We start from the raw sequence: 24976 nt of genomic DNA on the forward strand, positions 1-24976 counted from the left end.
GAGAACTCCATGGCACGCTTTTTCATCGATCGACCCATCTTTGCGTGGGTGATCGCCATCATCATCATGCTCGCCGGCGGCCTGGCCCTGTTCAAGCTGCCGGTCTCGATGTACCCCAACGTCGCACCGCCGGCGGTGGAAATCAGCGCCACCTACCCGGGTGCATCGGCCAAGGTGGTCGAGGACTCGGTGACGCAGATCATCGAGCAGAACATGAAGGGCCTCGATGGCCTGATCTACTTCTCCTCCAACAGCTCGTCCAACGGCCAGGCCACCATCACCCTGACCTTCGAGAGCGGCACCAACCCGGATATCGCCCAGGTGCAGGTGCAGAACAAGCTGCAGCTGGCCATGCCGCTGCTGCCGCAGGAAGTGCAGCGGCAGGGCATCAACGTGGCCAAGTCCAGCTCGGGCTTCCTGAACGTCATCGCGTTCGTGTCCGAGAACGGCAGCATGGATGCCAACGACATCGCCGACTACGTCGGTTCCAATGTCGTCGATCGCCTGAGCCGCGTGCCAGGCGTGGGCAACATCCAGGTATTCGGTGGCAAGTACGCCATGCGCATCTGGCTGGACCCGAACAAGCTGCATACCTATGGCCTGTCCGTCGCGGAAGTGACTGCGGCGATCAAGGCACAGAATGCCCAGGTGGCGATCGGCCAGCTCGGCGGTGCGCCGTCGGTGAAGGGCCAGCAGCTCAACGCCACCATCAACGCGCAGTCGCGCCTGCAGACCCCGGAACAGTTCCGCAACATCATCGTGCGCGGCGCGCAGGACGGTGCCGAGCTGCGCCTGGGTGATGTCGCCCGCGTCGAACTGGGTGCCGAGTCCTACGACTTCGTCACCCGCTACAACGGCCAGCCGGCCAGCGGCCTGGCGGTCACCCTGGCCACCGGCGCCAACGCGCTGGATACTGCGGCCGGCGTGGACGCTGCGCTGGAAGACATGAAGAGCTTCTTCCCGGCCGGGCTGAAGGCCGAGATCCCGTACGACACCACCCCGTTCGTGCGCGTGTCGATCAAGGGCGTGGTGCAGACCCTGCTCGAAGCGATCGTGCTGGTGTTCGTGGTGATGTACCTGTTCCTGCAGAACTTCCGCGCCACCCTGATCCCGACCATCGCCGTGCCGGTGGTGCTGCTGGGTACCTTCGGCGTGCTGGCGATGCTGGGCTTCTCGGTGAACATGCTGACCATGTTCGCGATGGTGCTGGCGATCGGTCTGCTGGTGGACGATGCCATCGTGGTGGTGGAGAACGTCGAGCGCATCATGTCCGAGGAAGGACTGTCGCCGCTTGAAGCGACCCGCAAGTCGATGGGCCAGATCACCGGTGCGCTGGTGGGTATCGGCCTGGTGCTGTCGGCGGTGTTCGTGCCGATGGCCTTCATGAGCGGATCCACCGGCGTGATCTACCGGCAGTTCTCGGCCACGATTGTCTCTGCAATGGCGTTGTCGGTGCTGGTGGCGATCGTGCTGACGCCGGCACTGTGCGCGACCATGCTCAAGCCGCTGAAGAAGGGTGAGCATCATGTTGCCCACCGCGGCCTGGCCGGTCGCTTCTTCAACGGTTTCAACCGTGGCTTCGACCGCACCAGCGAAAGTTACCAGCGTGGTGTGCGCGGCATCATCCATCGTCCGTGGCGCTTCATGGGCATCGTGGCGGCACTGTTCGTGCTGATGGGCGTGCTGTTCGTGCGCCTGCCCAGCTCGTTCCTGCCCAACGAAGACCAGGGCGTGCTGATGGCGCTGGTGCAGGCCCCGGTCGGCGCCACCCAGGAGCGCACGCTGGAATCGATCGCGGCATTGGAGAACCACTTCCTGCAGAACGAGAAGGATGCGGTGGATTCGGTGTTCTCCGTGCAGGGCTTCAGCTTCGCCGGCATGGGCCAGAACGCCGGCATGGCGTTCGTCAAGCTGAAGGACTGGAGCGAGCGTGACGCCGACAATGGCGTGATGCCGATCACCGGTCGTGCGATGGCGGCCCTGGGCCAGATCAAGGATGCCTTCATCTTTGCCTTCCCGCCGCCGGCCATTCCGGAACTGGGTACTGCCTCGGGCTATACCTTCTTCCTGAAGGACAACAGCGGCCAGGGCCACGAGGCACTGGTCGCCGCACGCAACCAGCTGCTCGGCCTGGCCGCCGGCAGCAAGAAGCTGGCCAACGTGCGCCCGAACGGCCAGGAGGACACGCCGCAGTTCCGCATCGACATCGACGCGGCCAAGGCGACCTCGCTGGGGCTGTCGATCGACCAGATCAACGGCACGCTGGCCGCTGCGTGGGGCAGCTCGTACATCGATGACTTCGTCGATCGTGGCCGCGTCAAGCGCGTGTTCGTGCAGGCCGACCAGCCGTTCCGCATGGTCCCGGAGGACTTCGACCTCTGGTCCGTGAAGAACGACAAGGGCGAGATGGTGCCGTTCAGTGCATTCGCCACCAAGCACTGGGATTACGGTTCGCCGCGCCTGGAGCGCTACAACGGCGTGTCGGCGATGGAGATCCAGGGCGAACCGGCCCCGGGTGTCGCCTCCGGCGATGCCATGGCCGAGATCGAGCAGCTGGCCAAGCAGCTTCCGGCGGGCTTCGGCATCGAGTGGACGGCGATGTCCTACCAGGAACGCCAGGCCGGCTCGCAGACGCCACTGCTGTACACGCTGTCGCTGATGATCGTGTTCCTGTGCCTGGCCGCGATGTATGAAAGCTGGAGCGTACCGACCGCGGTGCTGCTGGCGGCCCCGCTGGGTATCCTCGGCGCGGTGCTGGCCAACACCTTCAAGGGCCTGGAGCGCGACATCTATTTCCAGGTGGCGATGCTGACCACGGTGGGCCTGACCAGCAAGAACGCGATCCTGATCGTCGAGTTCGCCAAGGAAAACCTGGAAAAGGGCGCCAGCCTGATCGAGTCGATCATGCACGCCGTGCGCGACCGCCTGCGCCCGATCGTGATGACCTCGCTCGCCTTCGGCATGGGCGTGGTACCGCTGGCGATCTCCACCGGCGCCGGTTCCGGCGCCAAGCAGGCGATCGGCACCGGCGTGCTCGGCGGCATGATCGTCGGCACCGTGCTCGGCGTGTTCTTCGTGCCGCTGTTCTTCGTGGTGGTGCAGCGCGTGTTCAAGCGCAAGACCGCCGAGTGATGAAATCCGGTAGCGCCGGGCCATGCCCGGCGGATGCCTCACCGCGTAGCCGCCGGGCATGGCCCGGCGCTACCACCGTGACCCCCAAGGTGTCGCCATGAAATTCTCTTCTCTTGTTGTATCCCTGGCCGGCGTGCTCGCGCTCGCCGGCTGCTCCACCCTGGTGCCGAAGAACACCGCCGTCGCTCCGGCCATCCCGGCGCAGTGGCCGGCCGAGGCAGTACAGGGCCAGGTGGCCGATGCCGCCGCCGTCGGCTGGCGCGACTTCTTCACCGATGCGCGCCTGCAGCAGGTGATCGAGCAGTCGCTGCAGAACAATCGCGACCTGCGCGTGGCCGTGCTCAACGTTGAACGCGCGCGCGGCCAGTACCGCGTGCAGCGCGCTGATCGCGTGCCTGGCGTGGCCGTCACCGGCCAGATGGACCGTCGCGGTACCGATGCCGGTGTCAGCGAGCAGTTCACCGCCGGCGTTGGCGTGGCCGAGTTCGAGCTGGACCTGTTCGGCCGCGTGCGCAATCTCAGTGAAGCCGCGCTGCAGCAGTACTTCGCGGTGGCCGCCAACCGCCGCAACGCGCAGTTGAGCCTGGTGGCCGAGTCCGCAACTGCGTGGCTGACGTATGGTGCCGACGCGCAGCGCCTGAAGATCGCCGAGGCCACGCTGAAGACCTACGAAGATTCGTTGCGCCTGGCCGAGGCCCGCCACGAGCGTGGCGGCAGTTCGGCACTGGAACTGACCCAGACCCGCACGCTGGTCGAGACCGCGCGCACCGATGCTGCGCGCCTGCGTGGCCAGCTGGCCCAGGACCGCAACGCGCTGGCGCTGCTGGCCGGTGGCCAGCTCGATCCGGCACTGCTGCCGGACGGCATCGAACCGCAGCTGCTGGCACTGGCACCGCCGCCGGCAGGCCTGCCCAGCGACGTGCTGCTGCAGCGCCCGGACATCATGGCCGCCGAACACCAGCTGCTGGCGGCCAACGCCAATATCGGTGCGGCACGCGCGGCGTTCTTCCCGAGCATCTCGCTGACCGGCAGCATCGGCAGTGGTTCGAGCGAACTGTCCAACCTGTTCGACAGCGGTACGCGCGTGTGGAGCTTCCTGCCGAAGATCACGCTGCCGATCTTCCAGGGCGGCAAGCTGCGCGCCAACCTGGCCATCGCCAACGCCGATCGTGATATCGCTCTGGCGCAGTACGAGAAGTCGATCCAGGTGGGCTTCCGCGAAACCGCCGATGCGCTGGCGTTGAATGTCAGCCTGGACGAGCAGGTGAGTTCACAGCAGCGCCTGGTGGAAGCGGCCGAACAGGCCAACCGCCTGTCGCAGGCGCGCTACGACGCGGGCCTGGACAGCTTCGTGACCCTGCTGGATGCGCGGCGTACCGCCTACAACGCACAACAGACCCAGCTGCAGGCGCAGCTGGCGCAGCAGGCCAACCGCATCACGCTGTACAAGGTGCTGGGCGGTGGCTGGCACGAGCGCAGCTGAGCAGCAATTCGATACCGGTAGCGCCGGGCCACGCCCGGCGGCTTTTCGTTCCTGCATGCCTGACGTCTGGGCGGACCGCACTTCGTGCTCGCCGGGCATGGCCAGGCGCTACTGCATGGGCCAACGGCACCATGCAAACGGATATTCATCGAGATGCAGGGTCAACCCTGCTCGGATGGGGTTGCCCAGGATGTACAACGCATGGCGCCTCAAGGCTTCCTCGCTGCGTACCGCGTGATCGAAACAGCTCGGCTGCCACAAAGGCGTCTGTATGCCGAACTGCTGCCCCAGCAACCGGCTGCTGCGGGATTTCACCGTTCCCATCATGCGCGCCAGTGATCCGTCGCGCAGCTGCATCAGCCAGTGCAGATGGTCAGGCATGACGACCCAAGCAAAGGACCGACCGAGGCTCAGCGTTCAACATACCTCAATGCATCCACAAGACACGTTGCACAACGTGGATCTTCAAAGACCGGACGCCGGTGGCGTACGACCGTGGTGAGGACGTAGTAGCCCCGGATACGGGAGTGGCGGCCGCGTTCCAGGTGACGGCTGGACATGGCGCCAGTCTGCACTGATGGGATGTCCGCCGTTATCAGCCGAGGGCGATGGCCCGTGTGGGATTCTTCCGGGTATCGCGCTCGCCGGGCATGGCCCGGCGCTACCGTCAGATCGCTTCATCGTCGCGCCGCGCTGCATGGCAGGCGCGCACCCGCGCGAGCGCATCGCCGGCTTCGCGCGCCATCTGCTCGTACTCGGCGCGGATCTCTTCCAGGCGTGCCTCGTCCAGTTCTTCCAGATCGAGCAGCTCGTTGTTGGCCTCGGCGGTTGCCCGGATCAGCTCGTCCAGCTTGATCTGCATCGCGGCGGTGTCCGCGTTCTGCGTGTGCTGGATCAGGAACACCATCAGGAAGGTGATGATGGTGGTGCCGGTGTTGATCACCAGCTGCCAGGTGTCGTTGAAGCCGAACACCGGGCCACTGATGCCCCAGATCACCACGATCGCCACTGCAGCCAGGAAGGTCCACGGCGAGCCCGTGGCGGCCGCGGCCTTCTTGGCGATCGTATTGAACAGGTTTCGTGCTTTCATCGTCGTCGTCCCACTCAGGTGACGAGGATGATCGGCAGTGGCGCGTGGAGGCGCCGTGCAGCGGCCGTCAGGCGCGCATGCGTTGCAGTCGTGGCGCCTGCAGGCTGCGCACCGGGCTGCTCTGATAGACGTGCTGCCAGCAGAGGTCGACGAACTCGCGGGCCTGTGCTTCGCTCAGCCGCGGCATGATCTGCAGGGCGTACTGGGTCTGGAACATTTCGTCACGTTCGGCCTCGCTGGCGCGCGGCTGGGTGATCAGCGAATCACAGGCGAACTTGATCCACGGCACGTAGGAGCCGAACGAGTTGTGCGGCAGTGCGCCCTCGGCATGCTGGCGGCGCCAGTGGTCAAGCTCGGCGTCTACGTTGATGACCGGAGGAATGGTGGGGACTTCAGCGTGCATGACAATCCAGTTCGGTTGAGTGGAAAGGGAGTGGGGGTTCATCGGAGTGTGGCGTATCTGCCGGTGCATGCCGCGTCAGCGGGATGTGGAGCCGGTGTGGCGATTGCTGATCAGTTGCGCGTGCTCGACCGCCCCCATCTGCTCGGCCATGGTGGCCATCGCGTTGCACAGTCGCTCGTGATCGCGTGGCTGGCCGCGCACCAGTTCCAGCTGCAGGCCCTGGTAGGCACTCCAGAACGACGCACTGCGCCGGTGCAGCGCGAAGTGCTGCTGCAGGCGTTCGCGGATGGATTCGAGGATCGGGTCGGGCGTAGGTCGTACGGCGTGCGCGCACATGGCTGGCTCCGCCGGGGAAACGAGCCCCGGTAACCCCACCCTAGGCGTGTCAGCCGGGCGGGGTGTTACCGCAGTGTGTGCACGCAGTCCAGCTGACTGTGCGCGCGGTCACGGCAATGGCCGCAAACGCTGTCCGCACTAAGAGGTGGCGGCACTGAAGCGTTCATTAAACGGGTTCAACGGATGACGGTGTGTGGCTCATTCACCGATGTCTTCGTTCCAGATGTCCGGATGGCGGCTGATGAAATCGCCGAGCAGGTCGACGCATTCCTGGTTGTCGAGGTCGATCACGTTGACGCCGTTTTCCCGCAACCAGTCGATGCCGCCCTGGAAGGTGCGCGATTCGCCCACCACCACGGTGCCGATGTTGAACTGGCGCACCAGGCCAGAGCAGTACCAGCACGGTGCCAGGGTGGTGACCATGATCGTGTCCTGGTAACGGCGCTGGCGGCCGGCCTTGCGGAACGCATCGGTCTCGCCGTGCACCGACGGGTCGCCTTCCTGCACGCGGCGGTTGTGGCCGCAGCCAAGCAGGCGGCCGTCGTTGTGGTACAGGGCCGCGCCGATCGGCACGCCGCCCTCGGCCAGGCCCTGGCGGGCTTCGGCGATGGCGGTCTGCAGCAGGGCCTGGTAGTCGGGCGTGGTGATCATGCGGGGCTCCGGTAAGTCGTGGCTCGCCATGATACGGGCAGGGGGTGCCGCTGGCCCCCGGCGGTGCGATAATCGGGGCCATGAGCGAATCCCCCTACAAAGCCGGTACCACCCATTTCGGGTTCCGCGACGTCGCCGCCAAGGACAAGCAGAAGCTGGTCGGCCAGGTGTTCACCTCGGTCGCGCGCAACTACGACCTGATGAACGACCTGATGAGCCTGGGCGTGCACCGGGCGTGGAAGCGCTACTACGTGGCCACCGCGCAGGTGAAGCCGGGCGACCGCGTGCTCGATCTGGCGGGCGGCACCGGCGACATCGCCGCCCTGCTGAAGGAGCGCGTCGGCGCCGAGGGCTCGGTGGTGCTGGGCGACATCAACGCCGGCATGCTGTCGGTCGGCCGTGACCGCCTGACCAACCGCGGCTTGGTGCTGGGCCTGGACTACGTGCAGTGCAACGCCGAGGCCCTGCCGTTCCCGGACAACAGCTTCGACCTGGTCACCATCGCCTTCGGCCTGCGCAACGTGACCGACAAGGACGCTGGCCTGCGCGAGATGTACCGCGTGCTGAAGGTGGGCGGCCAGGCCCGCGTGCTGGAGTTCTCCGAAGTCACCGCGGACTGGTTCAAGCCGATCTACGACTTCCACTCGTTCAAGATCCTGCCGAAGCTGGGCAAGCTGTTCGCCAATGACTCGGACAGCTACCAGTACCTGGCCGAGAGCATCCGCAAGCACCCGCCGCAGGACGAACTGAAGGCGATGATGGCGCAGGCCGGCTTCGAGCGCTGCCACTACAAGAACCTGACCGGCGGCATCGTCTCGATCCACTCCGGCTACAAGCTGTAAGCCCGGTGTCCGGGTAGTGCCGGCCGCTGGCCGGCATCCCCGTGCCCGGTCGTCGTCCGTGCGGATGCCGGCCAGCGGCCGGCACTACCGGTGCTGTGGGCCGCCATTACCCCGCACCGCGCAACGCCTGCGCGGCCGGAGGGAGTTACCATTGGGGTTTGATCCCCGTAACGGTCCCGATTCATGCGTAATCCGCTGATGCTCCTTCCGCTGGCCGTGGCCTTGGCCGCCGGCTGCTCCCAGGAGGCGGCCGCGCCCGCCCCCGCCCCCCCAGCCCCAAAGGCCCCTGCCGCCCCCGTGAACGCCGAGAACCGCAGCCACGACGAAAGCTCGTACGCCGAGCCGGACAAGGTCGTCATCAAGGACATCGCGCTGGATCTGAAGCTGGACTTCGACCAGAAGCAGATCGGCGGTACCGCCACCTACACCCTGGAATGGAAACAGAAGGACGCCAGGCAGCTGGTGCTCGACACCCGCGAGCTGACCGTGTCCAAGGTCGAGGCCGTTGCCGCCGACGGCGCGCGCAGCCCGCTGAAGTTCGAACTGGCCCCGGCCGACAAGGTGTTCGGCAGCAAGCTGACCATCGAGGCTGCGGAGCAGCCGGCCAAGGTGGAAGTGACCTACCACACCGCACCGACCGCCTCGGGCCTGCAGTGGCTGGCGCCGTCGATGACCGAGGGCAAGAAGCTGCCCTTCATGTTCAGCCAGTCGCAGGCCATCCACGCCCGTTCGTGGGTGCCGCTGCAGGACACCCCGAGCGTGCGTTTCACCTACAGCGCGCACGTGGTCTCGCGCCCGGACGTGATGGTGCTGATGAGCGCCGACAACGATCCGAAGGCCGCGCGTGACGGTGACTACACCTTCAAGATGCCGCAGCCGATTCCGTCCTACCTGCTGGCCATCGCGGCCGGCGACCTGGTGTTCGAGCCGATCTCCGGCCGCTCCGGCGTCTGGGCCGAGCCGACCATGGTCAACAAGGCCGCCAAGGAATTCGAGGACACCGAGAAGATGATCGGTGCCGCCGAGAAGCTGTACGGCGAATACCGCTGGGGCCGCTACGACATGCTGGTGCTGCCGCCGTCGTTCCCGTTCGGCGGCATGGAGAACCCGCGCCTGACCTTCGCCACCCCGACCGTGATCGTCGGCGACAAGTCGCTGGTCTCGCTGGTCGCCCATGAACTGGCGCACAGCTGGTCGGGCAACCTGGTGACCAACGCCAGCTGGAAGGACATCTGGCTCAATGAAGGCTTCACTACCTACGTCCAGGGCCGCATCACCGAAGCCCTGTACGGCAAGGAGATGGCCGAGATGGAGAAGCAGATCGACCAGACCGACCTGCTGGCCGAAGTGAAGGACATGAGCCCGGCCGACCAGGCGCTGGCGCTGCCGCCGCTGAACGAGCGCGACCCCGACGAAGCGCTCAGCCAGGTCGCCTACGTCAAGGGTGCATGGTTCCTGGAGTTCCTGGAGCAGCGCTTCGGCCGCGAGACCTTCGATCCGTTCCTGCGGGGCTGGTTCGATGACCATGCTTTCCAGAGCGCGAACACCGACCAGTTCGTCGACTACATGAAGAAGAACCTGCTGCCGAAGAATCCGTCGGCAGTGACCGAGGCCGAACTGAAGGCATGGCTGGACGAGCCGGGTATCCCGGCGTTCGCGGCCAAGGCGCAGTCGCGCAACTTCAGCAGCGTCGATACCGCACGCATCGCCTTTGCCAGCGCCGGCACCGTGCCCAGCAGCCAGGTCATCGCCGACTGGAGCACCCAGGAATGGGTGCGCTTCATCGACGGCCTGGGCGCAACCCAGCCGCTGGACAAGCTGGCCACGCTGGACAAGGCCTTCCACTTCACCGGCACCCCGAATGGCGAAATCGCCATGCGCTGGTACCCGCTGGCGATCCGCAGCGGCTACGAGCAGGCCAATGAAGGCGCGGCGGCATTCATCGAGCGCGTCGGCCGTCGCAAGCTGATCCTGCCGATCTACGCCGAACTGGTGAAGACCCCGAAGGGGCTGGAGCTGGCCAAGCAGGCCTTCGAAAAGGCCAAGCCGGGCTACCACCCGATCACCACCGCCTCGGTCCAGGACATGCTGGCCAAGGCTGAAGCCAAGTAAGCGGTAGTGCCGGCCGCTGGCCAGCAACCGGTCACTGCTTCACCACCAACGGCGGGGAAACCCGCCGTTGGTGTATCCGCTTTTCGCTGCCGATAGAATCGGGATGCACTCGCAAAGGACCTCCGCCATGAAACGACTGATCCTGCTCACCGCCTGCGCGCTGGCGCTGGCCGCCTGCAGCAACCCCGAGGAAGAACGCAAGGCGCAGGAAGCCGCCGCAGCCGCCGTGCAGGTGCAGAAGGAGGCCAAGGCCGAAGACGTGGCCAAGCAGTACGACATGGCCGTGGCCGCGCAGGACTGGGAGCGCGCGCGCCTGCACGGCGCCTCGCTGCTGGACCAGTACAAGGACACCGCGGCCGCCGAGCGCATCGCCGCAGGCTTCGACGAGGTCAAGGCCAAGGGCGATGCCGCGCGCGACCTGCGCCGCATGCAGGCACTGTGGCAGTACAACCAGATCCCGGTGGGCAACAAGGGCAACCAGGTTTCGGCGCAGATCTACAGCAAGGAACGGGTGGACGTGGATGGCAGCGGCGCCAAGCCGGTGCAGCTGGTGTTCCGCGATCATCCGGAGTGGAAGCGGCATGCGTATCTGGTGCTGCAGGCCGGCGATTTCCGTTGCCCGCAGTGCACGGTGAAAGTGACCGTGGACGACGGCAAGCCGGTGTCGATGGCCGCGTGGCGCCCGAAGACCGATGAAGCCATCGCCCTGTTCATCACCGATCAGAAGGCGCTGTGGAAGCTGGCGCGCAAGGGCAAATCGATCAGCATCGAGTTCCCGGTCAAGGCCGGTGGCACCCGCACCGCTGTGTTCGAAACCGGTGGCGTCGACGCCAGCCGCATGCCGCAGTGGTGGCAGTGATCGTTGCGGCGGGCAGCGCCGTGCACGCGTTGTCCGCGATCCGGCACTGGGTGTTCGACATGGATGGCACGCTGACCGTGGCCGTGCATGATTTCGCCGCGATCCGCCGCGCGCTGAAGATCGCGGCCGAGGAAGACATCCTTGACCATATTGCGGCCTTGCCGGACGCACCGGCGCAGGCCAAGCGCGCGTGGCTGCTGGATCATGAGCGCGCGCTGGCCGCGGACGCACTGCCGGCACCGGGTGCGCTGAAGCTGCTGCGCGCGTTGTCGGCGGCAGGCTGCCGGCTCGGCATCCTGACCCGCAATGATCATGCGCTGGCGAAGCTGACCTTGGACGCGATCGGGGTCGGGGCGTTGTTCGACGATGCCGACATCATCGGCCGCGATGAAGCGGTGCCCAAACCCTCACCGGATGGCCTGCAGCAGCATCTGCGGCGTTGGGGGATCGGGGCTGCGGAGGCAGTGATGGTCGGTGACCACGCCTACGACCTGGAGTGCGGCCGTGCCGCAGGCACGCACACCGTGCTGGTCAATCTGCCGGAAAATCCGTGGCCGGGCCGTGCCGACTGGCATTTCGCCGATTGCCGCGCCTTGTTGGCTGCCTGGCAGGGCGCCTGATGATGTAGAGCCGAGCCCACGCTCGGCTGCTCTCCGGTCAGATCGCGCTGGCGCGCGCAAGCCGAGCATGGCTCGGCTCTACAGGAATCAAACAGTGTGTCGACCAAGGTCGACACCTACCAACAGCATTCCCAGCAGCGCATCGGGTGGAAAGCCCCCGTGTTGTTCAAGGGGGCGCGCCGAAGGCGCGGGGATAAGGTGGAATGCGCGAGCAATTTGGTTACGCGCTAAGCGCGTAGCCAAATTGCTGCTTGAACTGCTCGTTGAACTCATCGAAGGTGAAGCGCTGGTTCTGCGTGCCCGGGTGTTCGACCTTCAGCGCGCCCATCAGGTTGCCCATGCGGCCGATGGTCAGCCAGTCGTAGCCCTTCTGGATGCCGTAGATCAGGCCGGCGCGGAAGGCGTCGCCACAGCCGGTCGGGTCGACCACGCGGCGCTCGTGCGCCGGCGGGATGTCGTAGCTCTTTTCCGGGGTGTGGATGACCGCACCCTTCGGGCCACGGGTGGTGATGTAGGCCTTGACCCGGCTGACGATCTCCTTTTCGTCCCAGCCGGTGCGCTCCTGCAGCAGGTTCGACTCGTAGTCGTTGACCACCACGTAGTCGGCCTGATCGATGAACGCGCGCAGCTCCGGGCCGTTGAACAGCGGCATGGCCTGGCCCGGGTCGAAGATGAACGGGATGCCGTCCTCGTGGAATTCCTGCGCGTTCTGGATCATGCCTTCGCGGCCGTCCGGGCCGACCAGGCCCAGGGTCACGCCCGGCACGCCACGCACGTGGTTCTCGTAGGAACGCATCATCGCGCCCGGGTGGAAGGCGGTGATCTGGTTGTTGTCGTGATCGGTGGTGATGAACGCCTGCGGGGTGAACAGCTCATCGATCACGCGCACGCGCGACAGGTCGATGCCCAGGCCTTCGAAGTACTCGCGGTACGGGCCGAAGTCCGATCCCACCGTGCCCATCGGGATCGGCCGGCCACCCAGCAGGTGCAGGTTGTAGGCGATGTTGCCGGCGCAGCCGCCGAACTCGCGGCGCATGCGTGGGACCAGGAACGACACGTTCAGGATGTGCACCTTGTCCGGCAGGATGTGATTCTTGAACTGGTCCGGGAACACCATGATGGTGTCGAAGGCAAGAGAACCACAGATCAGAGCGGACATCGATGTAAGCCTATGCGGTGAATTTTGGGGTGGGCCGGCCCGGTTCAGCGGGCAAGCAAACGGCGCCCTTGGGCGCCCGACGGCGCAAAGGTTACCCGCTGGTGCCGCTCAGGGCCAGAACCGGGTGAGACCTGATCAGGCCGAAAGCCTGTGAAGACGCGGGTTCAGCTAGTTTTTTCCTTGCTCGGCGGCAGGCGGGTTGCTAGGCTTGTCGGCCTCGATTTCTGCCCATTTTTTCGCCATCCCGCGGCGGGCACGACACCCCTCAGGACTCCTTCCTCAGATGTTCAAGAAACTCCGTGGCATGTTCTCCAACGACCTGTCCATCGACCTGGGCACGGCCAACACCCTCATCTACGTGCGCGGGCAGGGGATCGTACTGAACGAGCCATCGGTCGTGGCCGTGCGCCAGGACCGTGCCATCGGTGGCACCCGCTCGGTGGCAGCCGTAGGCGCCGAAGCCAAGCAGATGCTGGGCCGTACCCCGGGCCACATCACCACCATCCGCCCGATGAAGGACGGCGTCATCGCCGACTTCACCTACACCGAGGCGATGCTCAAGCACTTCATCAAGAAGGTGCACAAGTCGCGCGTGCTGCGCCCGAGCCCGCGCGTGCTGGTCTGCGTGCCGGCCGGTTCGACCCAGGTCGAGCGCCGCGCGATCAAGGAATCGGCCGAGGAAGCCGGTGCCCGTGACGTGTTCCTGATCGAAGAGCCGATGGCCGCCGCGATCGGCGCCGGCATGCCGGTCACCGAAGCCCGTGGCTCGATGGTCATCGACATCGGCGGCGGCACCACCGAAGTGGCGGTGATCTCGCTCAACGGCATCGTCTATTCGGCCTCGGTCCGCATCGGCGGCGACCGCTTCGACGAGTCCATCACCAACTACGTGCGCCGCAACCACGGCATGCTGATCGGTGAAGCCACCGCCGAGCGCATCAAGGTCGAGCTGGGCTGCGCCTACCCGCAGGCGGAAGTGATCGAGATGGAAATCTCCGGCCGCAACCTCGCCGAGGGCGTGCCGAAGATGATCAAGATCAGCTCCAACGAGGTGCTCGAGGCCCTGCACGAACCGCTGTCGGGCATCGTCAGCGCGGTGAAGCTGGCGCTGGAGCAGACCCCGCCGGAACTGTGCGCCGACGTCGCCGAGCGCGGCATCGTGCTGACCGGTGGCGGCGCCCTGCTGCGCGACCTGGACCGCCTGATCTCCGAGGAAACCGGCCTGCACGTGCAGGTGGCCGACGATCCGCTGACCTGCGTGGCCCGCGGCGGCGGTCGTGCGCTGGAGCTGGTGGACATGCACGGCAACGAGTTCTTTGCGCCGGAATAAGCCGTCCCGGCCGTTCCTGCCCGCCGCGCCCTTCCGGGGTGCGGCCCGCCGTGATGGCGGGCCGGCACCGGCGGGGCGCCCGCGTGTTTCCCTTCCGCCTTCTGCCAGATGAATCGTTGCCGTGCCGCCCTACGCCGGTCCTCCCGTCGCCTCCCGATCCGGTGATGCCGCCAGCCCCCTGCGGTTGCTGGCCTATCTCGCGTTGGCCATCACGCTGATCGTGCTCGATGACCAGGCCGGCTGGCTGGCGCGCCTGCGCGAGCAGGCCAACAGCCTGGTGCAGCCGGTCTGGGCACTGGCCGGCCTGCCCGGCAAGCTCGGCAACCAGGTCAAGGATTCTGCCGCCAGCCACAGCCAGCTGGTCGCCGAGAACCGCGAACTGCGCAACCAGCTGCTGCTGGCCAACGCGCGCCTGACCCGCCTGCAGACCGCCGCACTGGACAATGCCCAGCTGCGCGAACTGCTGAACGTGGCCGAGCGCAGTGGCCTGGACGTGCAGCTGGCGCCGATCCTGGACATCGACCTGGACCCGGTCAAACAGCGCCTGGTACTCGATGCCGGCAGCCGCGAGGGCGTGCATGTCGGCCAGGCGGTGATCGACGCCGGCGGCCTGATGGGCCAGGTGATCAGCGTCACCGGCGGCACCTCTACCGTGCTGTTGCTGACCGACCCTGACCATGCCGTGCCGGTCACCGTGGCCCGCAACGGCGTTCGCCTGATCGTCTATGGCCGCGGCGACACGCTGGAACTGCGCGATATTCCGCTCAGCGCCGGGGTGGAAGTGGGCGATGAGATCGTCACCTCCGGTCTTGGCGGTCGTTTCCCGGCCGGCTTCCCGGTCGGCACCATCACCGGCCTGCGACCGGACGACACCCATGCGTTCCTGGTCGGCGAACTGAAGCCGGCGGCGCAGCTCGACCGCGGCCGCGACGTGCTGCTGCTGCGCCCGGGCGCGGCGATCCGCATTCCGCCGGAGCTGCGCCTGCAGCTGGAAGAAACCGCCCCGGGTGGCCCGGCCACCGGCGCCACCGTGCCCGTGGGAACCGCGCCAGCGGCAACGACGCCAGCTCCGGTCAGCGCCCCGGTAGTGCCGGCCGCTGGCCGGCAACAGCCCTCGTCGCAAACGAGGTCTGTTGCCCCCGCATCCTCCCCTGATCCTGCTGCCCCGGTAGTGCCGGCCGCTGGCCGGCAACCGACCACGCCGGAGGCGCAGCGATGAGCCGCCTGCGCGACAAGCCATGGGTGCTGCCGGCCAGCCTGGTGGTGGCGCTGCTGCTGGGCCTGCTGCCGTTGCCGGCGCTGCTGCAGCCGCTGCGCCCGTACTGGCTGGCGCTGGTGCTGGCGTACTGGGTCATCGAAGCGCCCGAGCGCGTCGGCCTGGGCATCGCCTTCGCCAGCGGCGTCATCGCCGACCTGCTGTACGGCGGTGTCCTCGGCGAGCAGGCACTGCGGCTGGTGATGCTGGCTTTCATCCTGCAGCGCTTCCGCGCGCGCATCCGCTTCTTCCCGATGTCGCAGCAGATGCTGGCCATCGGCGGCCTGCTGTTCAACGACCGCATCGTCAGCGCACTGGTGCACATCCTGGTGGGCGAACCGACCCTGCCGTGGTCGTACTGGTGGGCCCCGCTGCTGGGCATGGGCCTGTGGCCGCTGGTGTTCGTGCTGCTGGACGCGGTGCGCTTCGGCAAGCGCGGGCGCTGAGCCATGATTCCGCGCCGCCAGGTCAAGAATCCACACGCCGAAGCCGAGCAGTTCCGCCGTCGCGCGGCGCTCGGTTTCCTGGGCGTGCTGGTCTGCCTGCTGGGGCTGGGCGGCTGGTACTTCAAGCTGCAGGTGCTTGACCACGACATCTATGCCACGCGCTCGGAAGCCAACCGCATCAAGCCGCGGCCGGTGGTGCCCGGGCGCGGCATGATCTACGACCGCAATGGCCGCCTGCTGGCCGAGAACGTGCCGGCGTTCCGCCTGGACGTGACCCCGGACAAGGTCAAGGACATGGACGCCACCCTGGAAGGGCTGGCGAAGATCATCAACATCAGCCCGGAAGAGCTGGAAGCGTTCAACAAGTCGCGCAAGGCGCGCCGCAAGTTCCTGCCGGTCACGCTGAAGCTGCGCATGAGCGACGAGGAGATGGCGCGCTTTGCCGTCGACCGCTGGCGTTTCCCGGGGGTCGAGCTGGAACCCTACCTGACCCGGCGCTACCCGTATGGCGATCTGTTCGCGCACATCATCGGCTACGTCGGTCGCGTCGATGACAAGGATCTGGAAATCCTCGGCGAAGGTAATGCCGCGCTGACCCACATCGGCAAATCCGGCCTGGAGCGCTATTACGAGCAGCAGCTGCGTGGCCGGGTCGGCTATGAACAGGTCGAGACCAACGTGCAGGGCCGCGCGATCCGCACCATCGGCCGGGTGGCCGCGCAGTCCGGTGCGGACCTGCGGCTGTCGATCGACGCCGACCTGCAGCGCGCGATGGTGGCTGCCTTCGGCGACCAGGAAGGCTCGGCGGTGGCGATGGACCCGCGTACCGGCGAAGTGCTGGCGATGGTCAGCCTGCCGTCCTACGACCCCAACCTGTTCGTCAACGGCATTTCCCATGCCGACTTCAAGGCATTGAACGAAAACCCGTCGCGGCCGCAGTTCAACCGCCTGGTGCTCGGTGGCGTCGCCCCCGGTTCCACGCTGAAACCCCTGATCGGCCTGGCCGGCCTGGATTCGGGCGTGCGCCGCCCGGAAGACAAGGTGCTGTCCACCGGCATGTTCTACCTGCCCGGCACTTCACGTGGCTGGGGTGATGCGCATCGCGGCGGCCACGGCTGGACCGACCTGCGCAAGTCGATCGCCGAATCGGTCAATACCTATTACTACAAGCTGGCGCTGGACCTGGGCATCGAGCGCTTCGACCATTACATGGAGTACTACGGCTTCGGCCAGCCGACCGGCATCGACCTCACCGGCGAAATCGGCGGCATCCTGCCGTCGCCGGCCTACAAGCGGAAGACCCGCAAGGAAGCCTGGTTCCCGGGCGACACGGTCAACATCAGCATCGGCCAGGGCGACTGGAAGGTCACCCCGCTGCAGCTGGCGCGCGGCGTCAGCGCGCTGGCCGACGGCCAGCTGCGCACCCCGCACCTGGTGATCCAGCAGCGCGAAGGATTCGACAGCGACTGGACGGCAATGCCGGCCGGCGAAAGCAAGCCGATCAGCCCCAACCCCAACAACGTGCAGGCCGTGCGCGAGGGCATGATGGCGACCATGCGGCCCGGCGGCAGCGGCTGGCGCGTGGCGGTGGGTGCGCCGTACGTGATGGCTGGCAAGACCGGTACCGCACAGGTCATCAGCCGCAAGGGCACTGCTGCAGTGAACCCGAAGAGCCTGCCGATGCACCTGCGCCACCGCGCGCTGTTCGTTGGCTTCGCGCCGGTCGAAAACCCGGTGATCGCGATTGCGGTGGCGGTGGAAGGCGGTGGCTACGGTGGTTCAGCCGCGGCGCCGATCGCCCGCAAGGTGTTCGATGCCTACCTGCTGGGCAAGATGCCCGAAGGCATGCAGCCGCTGGACAGCGAGCGCGGCACCACTGCCATCGGCGCCACCGCGTTCGACAACGAAGACGCGAGCGCGCGCCAGGCCGGCGACCTTGCCGCTGCACAGGTGGGAGAACATCCGGTGCTGATCGGCGTGCCTGCACCGGCGCCTGCACCCGCGCCGCAGCCGGATGCGCAGGCCGCCGCGTTGCCGGCCACGCCACGGCCGACCCCTGCGGAGCCCGCACGATGAGAGTGTTCCTGCGTTGGGCCGGCGACATGCTGCGCCGCTTCTTCAGTACGCTGGACTGGGTGCTGTGCCTGGCCCTCGGCGCGCTGATGGTGATCGGCCTGGCGACCCTGAAGAGTGCCGGAGGCGACAGCCTGGTGATGGCCCAGGGCGCGCGCTTCGCGGTGGGCATGGCGGCGCTGTGGGGCATCTCGCGCGTGCCTATCCTGCGCATCCGCTCGGCCACGCCGATGATCTATGCGATCTCGATGATTCCGTTGCTGGCGGTGTTCGTGCTCGGCACCGGCAAGTATGGCCGGCAGTGGCTGGACCTGAAGTTCTTCTACCTGCAGCCGGCCGAGCTGCTGAAGGTGAGCCTGCCGATGATGGTGGCCTGGTACCTGCACAGGATGCCGCTGCCACCGCGCTTCAATACCGTGCTCGTGGCCTTGGTCATCATCGGCGTACCGACCGGCCTGGTGATGCTGCAGCCGGACTTCGGCACCGGTGTGCTGATCGCCGCCAGTGGCGTGTTCGTGCTGCTGCTGGCAGGCCTGCCGTGGTGGTGGGTCGGGCTGGGCGTAGGCGGCGTGGCCGCGGTCGCGCCGGTGGCCTGGTTCTGGCTGCTGCGGCCGTACCAGAAGGACCGCATCATGATGTTCCTGGACCCGGAAATGGACGCGCTTGGCGCCGGCTGGAACATCATCCAGTCGAAGATCGCGATCGGTTCCGGGGGCTTCGATGGCAAGGGCTGGGGCGAGGGCTCGCAGTCGCACCTGAACTTCATTCCCGAGCAGACCACCGACTTCGCGTTCTCGGTGCTGAGCGAGGAATTCGGCTGGATCGGCGTGGCCACCGTGCTGGCGCTGTACCTGCTGGTGATCGGGCGTTGCCTGTGGATTGCCAGCCAATCGCGCGATTCCTATTCGCGCCTGCTTGCCGGGGCCACCGGACTGGCATTCTTCGTCTACGTACTGGTCAACGGCGGGATGATTTCCGGCCTGCTGCCGGTGGTGGGCGTGCCGATGCCGCTGATCAGTTACGGCGGTACCTCGGCGGTGTCACTGCTGGCCGGCTTCGGCCTGGTGATGGCGGTGCGCAGCCACAACCCGGTGCACGGCGGCTACGGCTAGCCGCCGCGCTTCCTGCTCCTGATTCTTGTAGAGCCGAGCCATGCTCGGCTGCTTCTGCTGTATGGAAGGCAGTCGGGCATGGCTCGACTCTACAAATGCGGCACCGCGCTGACAGCTTCACGCAAGCACGCATTGCTACCGTGGCCGTGTGGAATGGAAACGACTGCTTGGCGGCTGCCGTGAGGCGGTGCGCACGATCGATCTGCCGTTGCTGGTTGCGTTGTTGATCCTGATGGGCGTCGGCCTGGCGGTGCTGCACAGCGTGTCCGGCCCCGTGGCCGGGCAGGCGGCGCGCTTTGCCGGTGGCCTGGTGGCGATGTGGCTGCTGTCGCGTGTTTCGCTGCTGCGCCTGCGGGCGTGGACACCAGCGTTGTATGCGTTGTCGATGCTGCCGCTGATGGCGGTCTACGTGGTCGGCACCGGCAAATACGGGCAGCGCTGGCTCAACCTCGGCGTGTTCTACCTGCAACCGTCCGAACTGCTCAAGCTCAGCCTGCCGCTGATGATGGCCTGGTACCTGCATCGCCAACCGCTGCCGCCGTCGCCACGCACGGTACTGACGGCTGCGGTGCTGATCGGCATGCCTGCAGTACTGATCCTGATGCAGCCCAACCTCGGTACCGCAACGCTGGTCACCGCCAGCGGCGTGTTCGCCTTGTTGCTGGCGGGCCTGCACTGGGGATGGGTGGCGACCGGGGCAACAGGGCTTGCGGTGGCCGCACCCCTGGCATGGTTCGGTCTGTTGCGTCAGTACCAGAAGGATCGCGTGCTGACCTTCCTCGATCCGGCGGCAGACCCGCTCGGCACCGGCTGGAACATCCTGCAGTCACGCATCGCGATCGGTTCCGGTGGCTGGCAGGGTCGTGGCTGGGGGCAGGGCACCCAGGCCACGCTGGACTTCCTGCCTGAGTACACCACGGACTTCGCGTTCTCGGTGCTGGCCGAAGAGTTCGGCTGGATCGGCGTGGCCACCGTGTTTGCGCTGTACCTGTTCGTGGTCGGCCGCTGCCTGTGGATCGCGGTGCACGCCCGCGACACGCACGCAAGGTTGCTGGCCGGCAGCCTGGGGTTGGCGTTCTTCGTGTACGTACTGGTGAACGGCGGGATGATTTCCGGCCTGCTGCCGGTGGTGGGCATTCCGATGCCGTTGATCAGTTATGGCGGTACCTCGGCGGTGTCGCTGCTGGCGGGTATCGGGCTGGTGATAGCGGTGCGCGGGCACCGACCCGTGCACGGGGGATAGGGTTTCCAGCCAACGGCGCAGCCCCTCGTGGATGACCGCGCAAAGCAGTTCATGGGTGGGGCCGGGTAGATGGGCCGCGCAGGGGACGCTGCAAGTACATCCATGTAAGCTCGGTCGCCGCATCCATGCGGCTCACGCCCCTGCGCAGCCCATCTACCCGGCCACGGACAGGTTCCGTGCGCGTCTCCCCCGGAGAAGAAAAAGAAGATCAAAAGCAAAGGCGGCCTGGCGGGTCGCTTCATTGCCTTGTGTAGAGCCGATCCATGCTCGGGTCACGAGCAAGCGCAGCGTCGCGATCTTTTGATCTTCTTTTTCTTCTCCGTGGGTGGCAGACCTCCGAAATCTGTCAGAGGCCGGTCGGGTTGGGTACGCGGGGGTGTCAGCCGCATGGATGCGGCTGCCAAGCCTCCAGGGACGGATTCACGGCGTCCCCCGCGCACCCAACCCGACCGGCCCACCCGCGGCTTCTCCTTTCCGCGACCACCCAGACACCACCCACCAGGGGCAGCGCCGTTGGCTGGAAACTTCCTGACTCTGCGCAACGCCCGTTGTGGAATCGTTCTCACAACGATGCACGGCAGCACACCCGCTGACCAAAGTCCGCAAAAAACGTTAGCTGGTTCACACTTTTACGCCGCGTTGATCTTGATCAATGGACTTGTCGTAATCGGCCTGCACAATGGCGGCCCGTTCGGCACGGCGCGCCGTCAATCGATGCAGCGCGAGGGGGCGTCGGGCGGGAGCAGTACTGATCCAACGGATACAGGGAGCGCGGGGCACTGCCACTGGGGAGCGGCAGCCGCGCAGGTATCGACCGGATCCGGTCGCCGGTTGCGTCTGCGGGGATGGGGACGCAACCGGCCACCTCTATCTGAATGGGGAAGCCCGATCACGACGTCTTCACATTTCCCGCTGAACGGGCGCAAATCGTTGTGATTCATGGTGTTAGGGGTTTTAATTCATCCATGACCTGCTAACCTGCGACGATGATTCGACGCACTCTGGCCTGCATGCTCACCCTCGGCCTGGTCGCCTGCGCGACCCAGCCGAAGTCCCCACCGTCTTCGCCGCAGGCCAGCAGCACGCCGCGCCAGCCGTCCGCCAAGGCCCATGGTCCGGCCGAGGCCGCGCCTGAAGCCGCTGCCGCCACCGCACCGCCGGTCGATCTCACCCCGGTGCCGTTCGAGGTTGCACGGGCCCGCTTCATTGCCGATACCGCCAAGCGCTATGGCCTGAGGCCGGAGCAGATCAGCAGCGTGCTCGACCAGGCGCAGGTGCGCCAGCCGATCATCGCCGCCATGTCGCGTCCGGCCGAACGGGTCAAACCGTGGAACGAATACCGGCCGATGTTCATCAGCAAGGCACGCATCGATGGCGGCCGCGCGTTCCTGGCCCAGCATCGTGCCGAACTGGATCGCGTGCAGCAGCGCACCGGCGTGCCGGCCGAGGTGATCGTGGCGATCATCGGCGTGGAGACCAGTTACGGGAAAAATGCCGGCAACCACCGCGTGCTCGATGCGCTGTACACGCTGGCGTTCTACTACCCGCGCAGTGGCGACCCGGCCAAGCTGGAACGCGAAGTGCGCCGCGAGCTGTTCTTCCGCGATGAGCTGGCCAAGCTGTTCGAGCTGGGCCGTGAGGAAAAGCTGGACATCACCACGCTCAAGGGCAGCTATGCCGGTGCGATGGGCATGGGCCAGTTCATGCCGTCCAGCTATCTCGATTACGCCGTGGACGGTAATGGCGATGGCCGTCGCGACCTGTTCACCAGCTACGACGATGTGTTCTCGTCCATCGCCAATTATTTCGTGAAGAAGGGCGGCTGGGTCCGTGGTGGCCAGGTGGCCGTACCGGCCACGCTGGCGCCGGGTCGCGAGGAGTTCAACCCGACCGAATGGATGCCGACCTGGTCGCTGGCCGACCTGGCCCAGCGCGGCTACCAGCCCAGCGCTGCGGTGCAGCCGGGCGCCACCGCAACGCCGATCACGCTTGAGGGCAGCACCGGCAAGCAGTACTGGCTGGGCTTCCAGAACTACTACGCGATCACCCGCTACAACCTCTCGAAGATGTACGCGATGGCCGTGTTCCAGTTGTCGCAGGCCATCGCCGGACAGGAGCTGCCCCCGGCATGAACATCAGATGGCTGGTCCCGAGCTTGATCGTCCTCGCGCTGGCTGCCTGCAGCAGTGCGCCGAAGAAGCCGGCCACGGCCGGCCACGGTGGCAAGCCCAGCGGCACGGTGGTGCAGGGTCGGGGCTCGCGCCCGGCGCATTGCCCGGAAGGCTCGCCCTATGCCGCGGCCAAGGAAGACCCGAACACGCGCGGCAACTACACCGCCGGGGGGCTGTACAAGCCAGGCGTGCGCGACAGCACCCCGGACTACATTCCCAACGTCGCCTGCATTCCCGAGCCGGAAGTGACCGCCGAAGAGCGTTCGGCCATCGGCAACAAGTCGCCGTACGTGGTGCTGGGCAAGTCGTACAAGGTGCTCGACGACACCCGCAACTATGTCGAGCGCGGTACCGCGTCGTACTACGGCGCCAAGTTCCACGGCCGCCTGACCTCCAACCGCGAGGTCTACGACATGTACCAGTTCACCGCCGCGCACAAGACGCTGCCGCTGCCCAGCTTCGCCCGTGTGACCAACCTGGACAACGGCGAGTCGGTGATCGTGCGCGTCAACGACCGTGGCCCGTTCCATGATGGCCGTGTGGTCGACCTCAGTTATGCAGCCGCAGTGCGGCTGGGCATCACCCAGCGCGGTACCGGCAATGTGGAGGTGCGCGCGTTGCAGCCGGGCGAGGGCAACCTGCTGGCGCAGAAGCCGTCGCGCCGCGAGCGCCGTGCCGCCGAAACGGCTGTCGCGGCGGCCAGTACGCGCCCGGTAACGGCTGCGCGTGCCACCGCCGACAGCGACATCGATCGCCTGGTCAAGCGCCTTCCGGCCGACGCCACGCCTGCGCGTGGCCAGCCGGCCACCACACAGGGCGTGGCCAGCGCGGTGCCGGACGTGGCGGTCAGCAGCCTGCCGCCGAGCGCACCGCCGGTGCGCAGCCCCACAATGGCGCCGGTTGCAGTCGCCAGCGCCGCGCCGCGCACGGTCGCGCCGGCCGCAGTGCGTACGGTGCCCGCCACCGCAGCAGCCCCAAGCCTGTCGCAGCAGGTGGTCGGCGCGGTGATGGTGCAGGTCGCCAGCTTCTCCAGCCGCGACAATGCCAACCGCGCGATGGGCCAGCTCAACGCGGCCGGCATTGTCGGCGCGACCATCAGCGACATCGCCGCCGGTGGCCGCACCCTGTTCCGGCTGCGCGTTCCCGCCAGCGACCATGCCAGTGCCGCGGAACTTGTCGGCCGCATCGCCGGTCTGGGCCTGGGTTCGCCGCAGATCGTCAAGGATTGACCCGCCTGGGCTGGTGCTGCCGGCCCAGGCTCGCCCGGCCTTACAATGGCCGCTTCGTTCCACCCTCCATTCCTGGCCGTCCCCTGGAGCCTGCTGTCCAATGAATTTCCGTTCCGCCGCCACCGCCCTGGCCGCCACCCTGGTGGTGGGCCTGGCTTCCGCCCAGACGCCGCTGCCGACCCCGGCCACGCCTGCGCCTGCCGCCGCCGCTGCCCCGGCCACCGTTGCCACCCCCCCGGCGCCGGTGCCGAGCGTATCCAAGGCCTGGGTGCTGATGGACTACGCCACCGGCCAGGTGCTGGCTGGCGAAAACATCCACGAGCAGCTGGCCCCGGCCAGCATCACCAAGGTGATGACGTCCTACGTGGTTGCCGCCGAGGTCAAGAACGGCAAGGTCCGTGCGGATGACCAGGTGATGATGAGCGAGCGCGCATGGCGCGAAGGCGGCGCCGGCACCGATGGCAGCTACAGCGGCTTCCCGGTCAATCAGACCGCACGCCTGGAAGACATGGAAAAGGGCATGGCGATCCAGTCCGGCAATGACGCCGCGATCGCCCTGGCCGAGCATGTGGCCGGCAGCGAAGAAGCCTTCGCGTCGCTGATGAACAGCTACGCCGCCAAGATCGGCATGAAGAACTCGCACTTCGTCAACGCCCACGGCCTGACCGCCGAAGGCCACCACAGCACCGCCTATGACCTGGCACTGCTGGGCCGCGCGATGGTGCGTGATTACCCGGAAACCTACGCGTACAACAAGATCAAGGAATTCCAGGTCGGCAACATCAAGCAGCCGAACCGCAACCTGCTGCTGTGGCGAGATGGCAGCGTCGACGGCATCAAGACCGGCCACACCTCCGAAGCCGGTTACTGCCTGATGAGTTCGGCGCAGCGCGGCGACCAGCGCCTGATCGCCGTGGTATTGGGTGGTGCGTCGGAAAAGCAGCGCGCTGATGACAGCCTGGCCCTGCTGAACTGGGGTTTCCGCTTCTTCGAGACCCACCGCCTGTACGAGCCGGGCAAGCCCGTGGCCGAGCACAAGGTCTGGAAGGGCACGGCCGACAAGGTGCAGCTGGGCGTGGCGCAGCCGATGCTGGTCAGCGTGCCGCGCGGCCGCTACAACGACCTGAAGCCGAGCATCGACGTGCCCAAGACCCTGGAGGCACCGTTCACTGCCGGCCAGCAGATCGGCACCGTGAAGGTCACGCTGGACGGCAAGGTCGTCGCCGAAGCGCCGCTGGTTGCCGTGGCTGCCGTCGAACAGGCCGGCTTCTTCAAGCGCCTGTGGGACAGCTTCTGGATGTGGTGGGAATCGGAATGATCCACGCCCCGGCGTGGTGAATGAAAAGGCCGGCGTATGCCGGCCTTTTCGTTCCGGGATGTCGGATGCGGATGGGGGGAGTGGGGGGGGGGGGGGGGGGGGGGGGGGGGGG

The 24976-nt window shown here is 66.8% G+C and carries 21 protein-coding genes; 15 read left to right on the top strand and 6 right to left on the bottom strand.

Annotation, left to right across the window (positions count from 1 at the left end; genetic code table 11):
* The first annotated feature begins 9 nt into the window (after positions 1-9).
* Together smeE and smeF are read left to right on the top strand one after the other, a co-directional pair.
* Positions 10-3132: a multidrug efflux RND transporter permease subunit SmeE gene (gene smeE, locus O0J15_RS03960; protein WP_164144575.1), complete on the top strand. Its 3123-nt coding sequence runs from the start codon at positions 10-12 to the stop codon at positions 3130-3132.
* A gap of 97 nt (positions 3133-3229) precedes the next feature.
* Entirely contained in the window at positions 3230-4615 is a 1386-nt protein-coding gene (smeF, locus tag O0J15_RS03965; protein ID WP_308305112.1) for a multidrug efflux RND transporter outer membrane subunit SmeF, read from the top strand.
* 108 nt (positions 4616-4723) lie between these two features.
* Here the strand turns inward: smeF and O0J15_RS03970 are convergent, their stop codons facing one another.
* The 5 genes from O0J15_RS03970 to O0J15_RS03990 all read right to left on the bottom strand — a co-directional run bounded on the left by O0J15_RS03970 (position 4724) and on the right by O0J15_RS03990 (position 7095).
* Complete coding sequence (locus O0J15_RS03970; protein WP_308305113.1) at positions 4724-4996, bottom strand: transposase; 273 nt, start codon at positions 4994-4996, stop codon at positions 4724-4726.
* Positions 4997-5282: 286 nt separating this feature from the next.
* Positions 5283-5705 (bottom strand): low affinity iron permease family protein, encoded by a 423-nt coding sequence (locus O0J15_RS03975; RefSeq protein ID WP_019660693.1) that lies wholly within the window; start codon positions 5703-5705, stop codon positions 5283-5285.
* Between the two features lie 67 nt (positions 5706-5772).
* Complete coding sequence (locus O0J15_RS03980) at positions 5773-6108, bottom strand: hypothetical protein (RefSeq protein ID WP_021203904.1); 336 nt, start codon at positions 6106-6108, stop codon at positions 5773-5775.
* A 75-nt stretch (positions 6109-6183) separates the two neighbouring features.
* Positions 6184-6444: a hypothetical protein gene (locus tag O0J15_RS03985; protein WP_021203905.1), complete on the bottom strand. Its 261-nt coding sequence runs from the start codon at positions 6442-6444 to the stop codon at positions 6184-6186.
* 198 nt (positions 6445-6642) lie between these two features.
* Complete coding sequence (locus O0J15_RS03990; RefSeq protein WP_005419409.1) at positions 6643-7095, bottom strand: nucleoside deaminase; 453 nt, start codon at positions 7093-7095, stop codon at positions 6643-6645.
* Between the two features lie 80 nt (positions 7096-7175).
* Between O0J15_RS03990 and ubiE the strand changes: the two genes are divergently transcribed.
* From ubiE to O0J15_RS04010, 4 genes are all read left to right on the top strand, one after another.
* Positions 7176-7937 carry a bifunctional demethylmenaquinone methyltransferase/2-methoxy-6-polyprenyl-1,4-benzoquinol methylase UbiE gene (gene ubiE, locus O0J15_RS03995; RefSeq protein WP_019660690.1) on the top strand — a complete coding sequence of 254 codons (762 nt, stop codon included), beginning with the start codon at positions 7176-7178 and terminating at the stop codon, positions 7935-7937.
* Positions 7938-8120: 183 nt separating this feature from the next.
* Positions 8121-10049 (top strand): M1 family metallopeptidase, encoded by a 1929-nt coding sequence (locus O0J15_RS04000; protein ID WP_308305114.1) that lies wholly within the window; start codon positions 8121-8123, stop codon positions 10047-10049.
* A gap of 127 nt (positions 10050-10176) precedes the next feature.
* Positions 10177-10908, top strand: coding sequence for a hypothetical protein (locus tag O0J15_RS04005; RefSeq protein WP_308305115.1), 732 nt, complete (start codon positions 10177-10179; stop codon positions 10906-10908).
* Positions 10908-11528, top strand: a complete 621-nt coding sequence (locus O0J15_RS04010; protein WP_308305118.1) for an HAD family hydrolase — start codon at positions 10908-10910, stop codon at positions 11526-11528. The genes O0J15_RS04005 and O0J15_RS04010 overlap by 1 nt, the downstream gene beginning before the upstream one ends.
* Before the next feature lie 220 nt (positions 11529-11748).
* Here the strand turns inward: O0J15_RS04010 and O0J15_RS04015 are convergent, their stop codons facing one another.
* The gene (locus tag O0J15_RS04015) at positions 11749-12687 is read right to left on the bottom strand and encodes a carbohydrate kinase family protein (RefSeq protein WP_180832219.1); all 939 of its coding nucleotides are present in this window, start codon (positions 12685-12687) and stop codon (positions 11749-11751) included.
* A gap of 283 nt (positions 12688-12970) precedes the next feature.
* On the opposite strand from O0J15_RS04015, the gene O0J15_RS04020 reads away from it, so the two are divergent.
* The 9 genes from O0J15_RS04020 to O0J15_RS04060 all read left to right on the top strand — a co-directional run bounded on the left by O0J15_RS04020 (position 12971) and on the right by O0J15_RS04060 (position 24864).
* Positions 12971-14017 carry a rod shape-determining protein gene (locus O0J15_RS04020; RefSeq protein WP_005419402.1) on the top strand — a complete coding sequence of 349 codons (1047 nt, stop codon included), beginning with the start codon at positions 12971-12973 and terminating at the stop codon, positions 14015-14017.
* 121 nt (positions 14018-14138) lie between these two features.
* Positions 14139-15236, top strand: coding sequence for a rod shape-determining protein MreC (gene mreC, locus O0J15_RS04025; RefSeq protein WP_049481455.1), 1098 nt, complete (start codon positions 14139-14141; stop codon positions 15234-15236).
* Positions 15233-15718: a rod shape-determining protein MreD gene (gene mreD / locus O0J15_RS04030; RefSeq protein WP_019660684.1), complete on the top strand. Its 486-nt coding sequence runs from the start codon at positions 15233-15235 to the stop codon at positions 15716-15718. The genes mreC and mreD overlap by 4 nt, the downstream gene beginning before the upstream one ends.
* Positions 15719-15721: 3 nt before the next feature.
* On the top strand, positions 15722-17794 hold the full coding sequence (mrdA, locus tag O0J15_RS04035) for a penicillin-binding protein 2 (protein WP_308305116.1): 2073 nt from the start codon (positions 15722-15724) through the stop codon (positions 17792-17794).
* Complete coding sequence (gene rodA / locus O0J15_RS04040) at positions 17791-18903, top strand: rod shape-determining protein RodA (protein WP_019660682.1); 1113 nt, start codon at positions 17791-17793, stop codon at positions 18901-18903. The genes mrdA and rodA (O0J15_RS04040) overlap by 4 nt, the downstream gene beginning before the upstream one ends.
* Before the next feature lie 148 nt (positions 18904-19051).
* Positions 19052-20146, top strand: coding sequence for a rod shape-determining protein RodA (gene rodA, locus O0J15_RS04045; RefSeq protein WP_308305117.1), 1095 nt, complete (start codon positions 19052-19054; stop codon positions 20144-20146).
* A gap of 986 nt (positions 20147-21132) precedes the next feature.
* A complete protein-coding gene (mltB, locus tag O0J15_RS04050; protein WP_021203736.1) occupies positions 21133-22278 on the top strand; it encodes a lytic murein transglycosylase B in 1146 nt (381 codons plus the stop codon).
* Positions 22275-23546, top strand: a complete 1272-nt coding sequence (locus tag O0J15_RS04055; protein WP_019660679.1) for a septal ring lytic transglycosylase RlpA family protein — start codon at positions 22275-22277, stop codon at positions 23544-23546. Before mltB ends, O0J15_RS04055 begins: the two co-directional genes overlap by 4 nt.
* A 100-nt stretch (positions 23547-23646) precedes the next feature.
* Positions 23647-24864: a D-alanyl-D-alanine carboxypeptidase family protein gene (locus tag O0J15_RS04060; RefSeq protein WP_134729964.1), complete on the top strand. Its 1218-nt coding sequence runs from the start codon at positions 23647-23649 to the stop codon at positions 24862-24864.
* Positions 24865-24976: the final 112 nt, after the last annotated feature.

It is taken from the genome of Stenotrophomonas sp. Sm10 (assembly GCF_030985515.1).
Classification (GTDB): domain Bacteria; phylum Pseudomonadota; class Gammaproteobacteria; order Xanthomonadales; family Xanthomonadaceae; genus Stenotrophomonas; species Stenotrophomonas hibiscicola.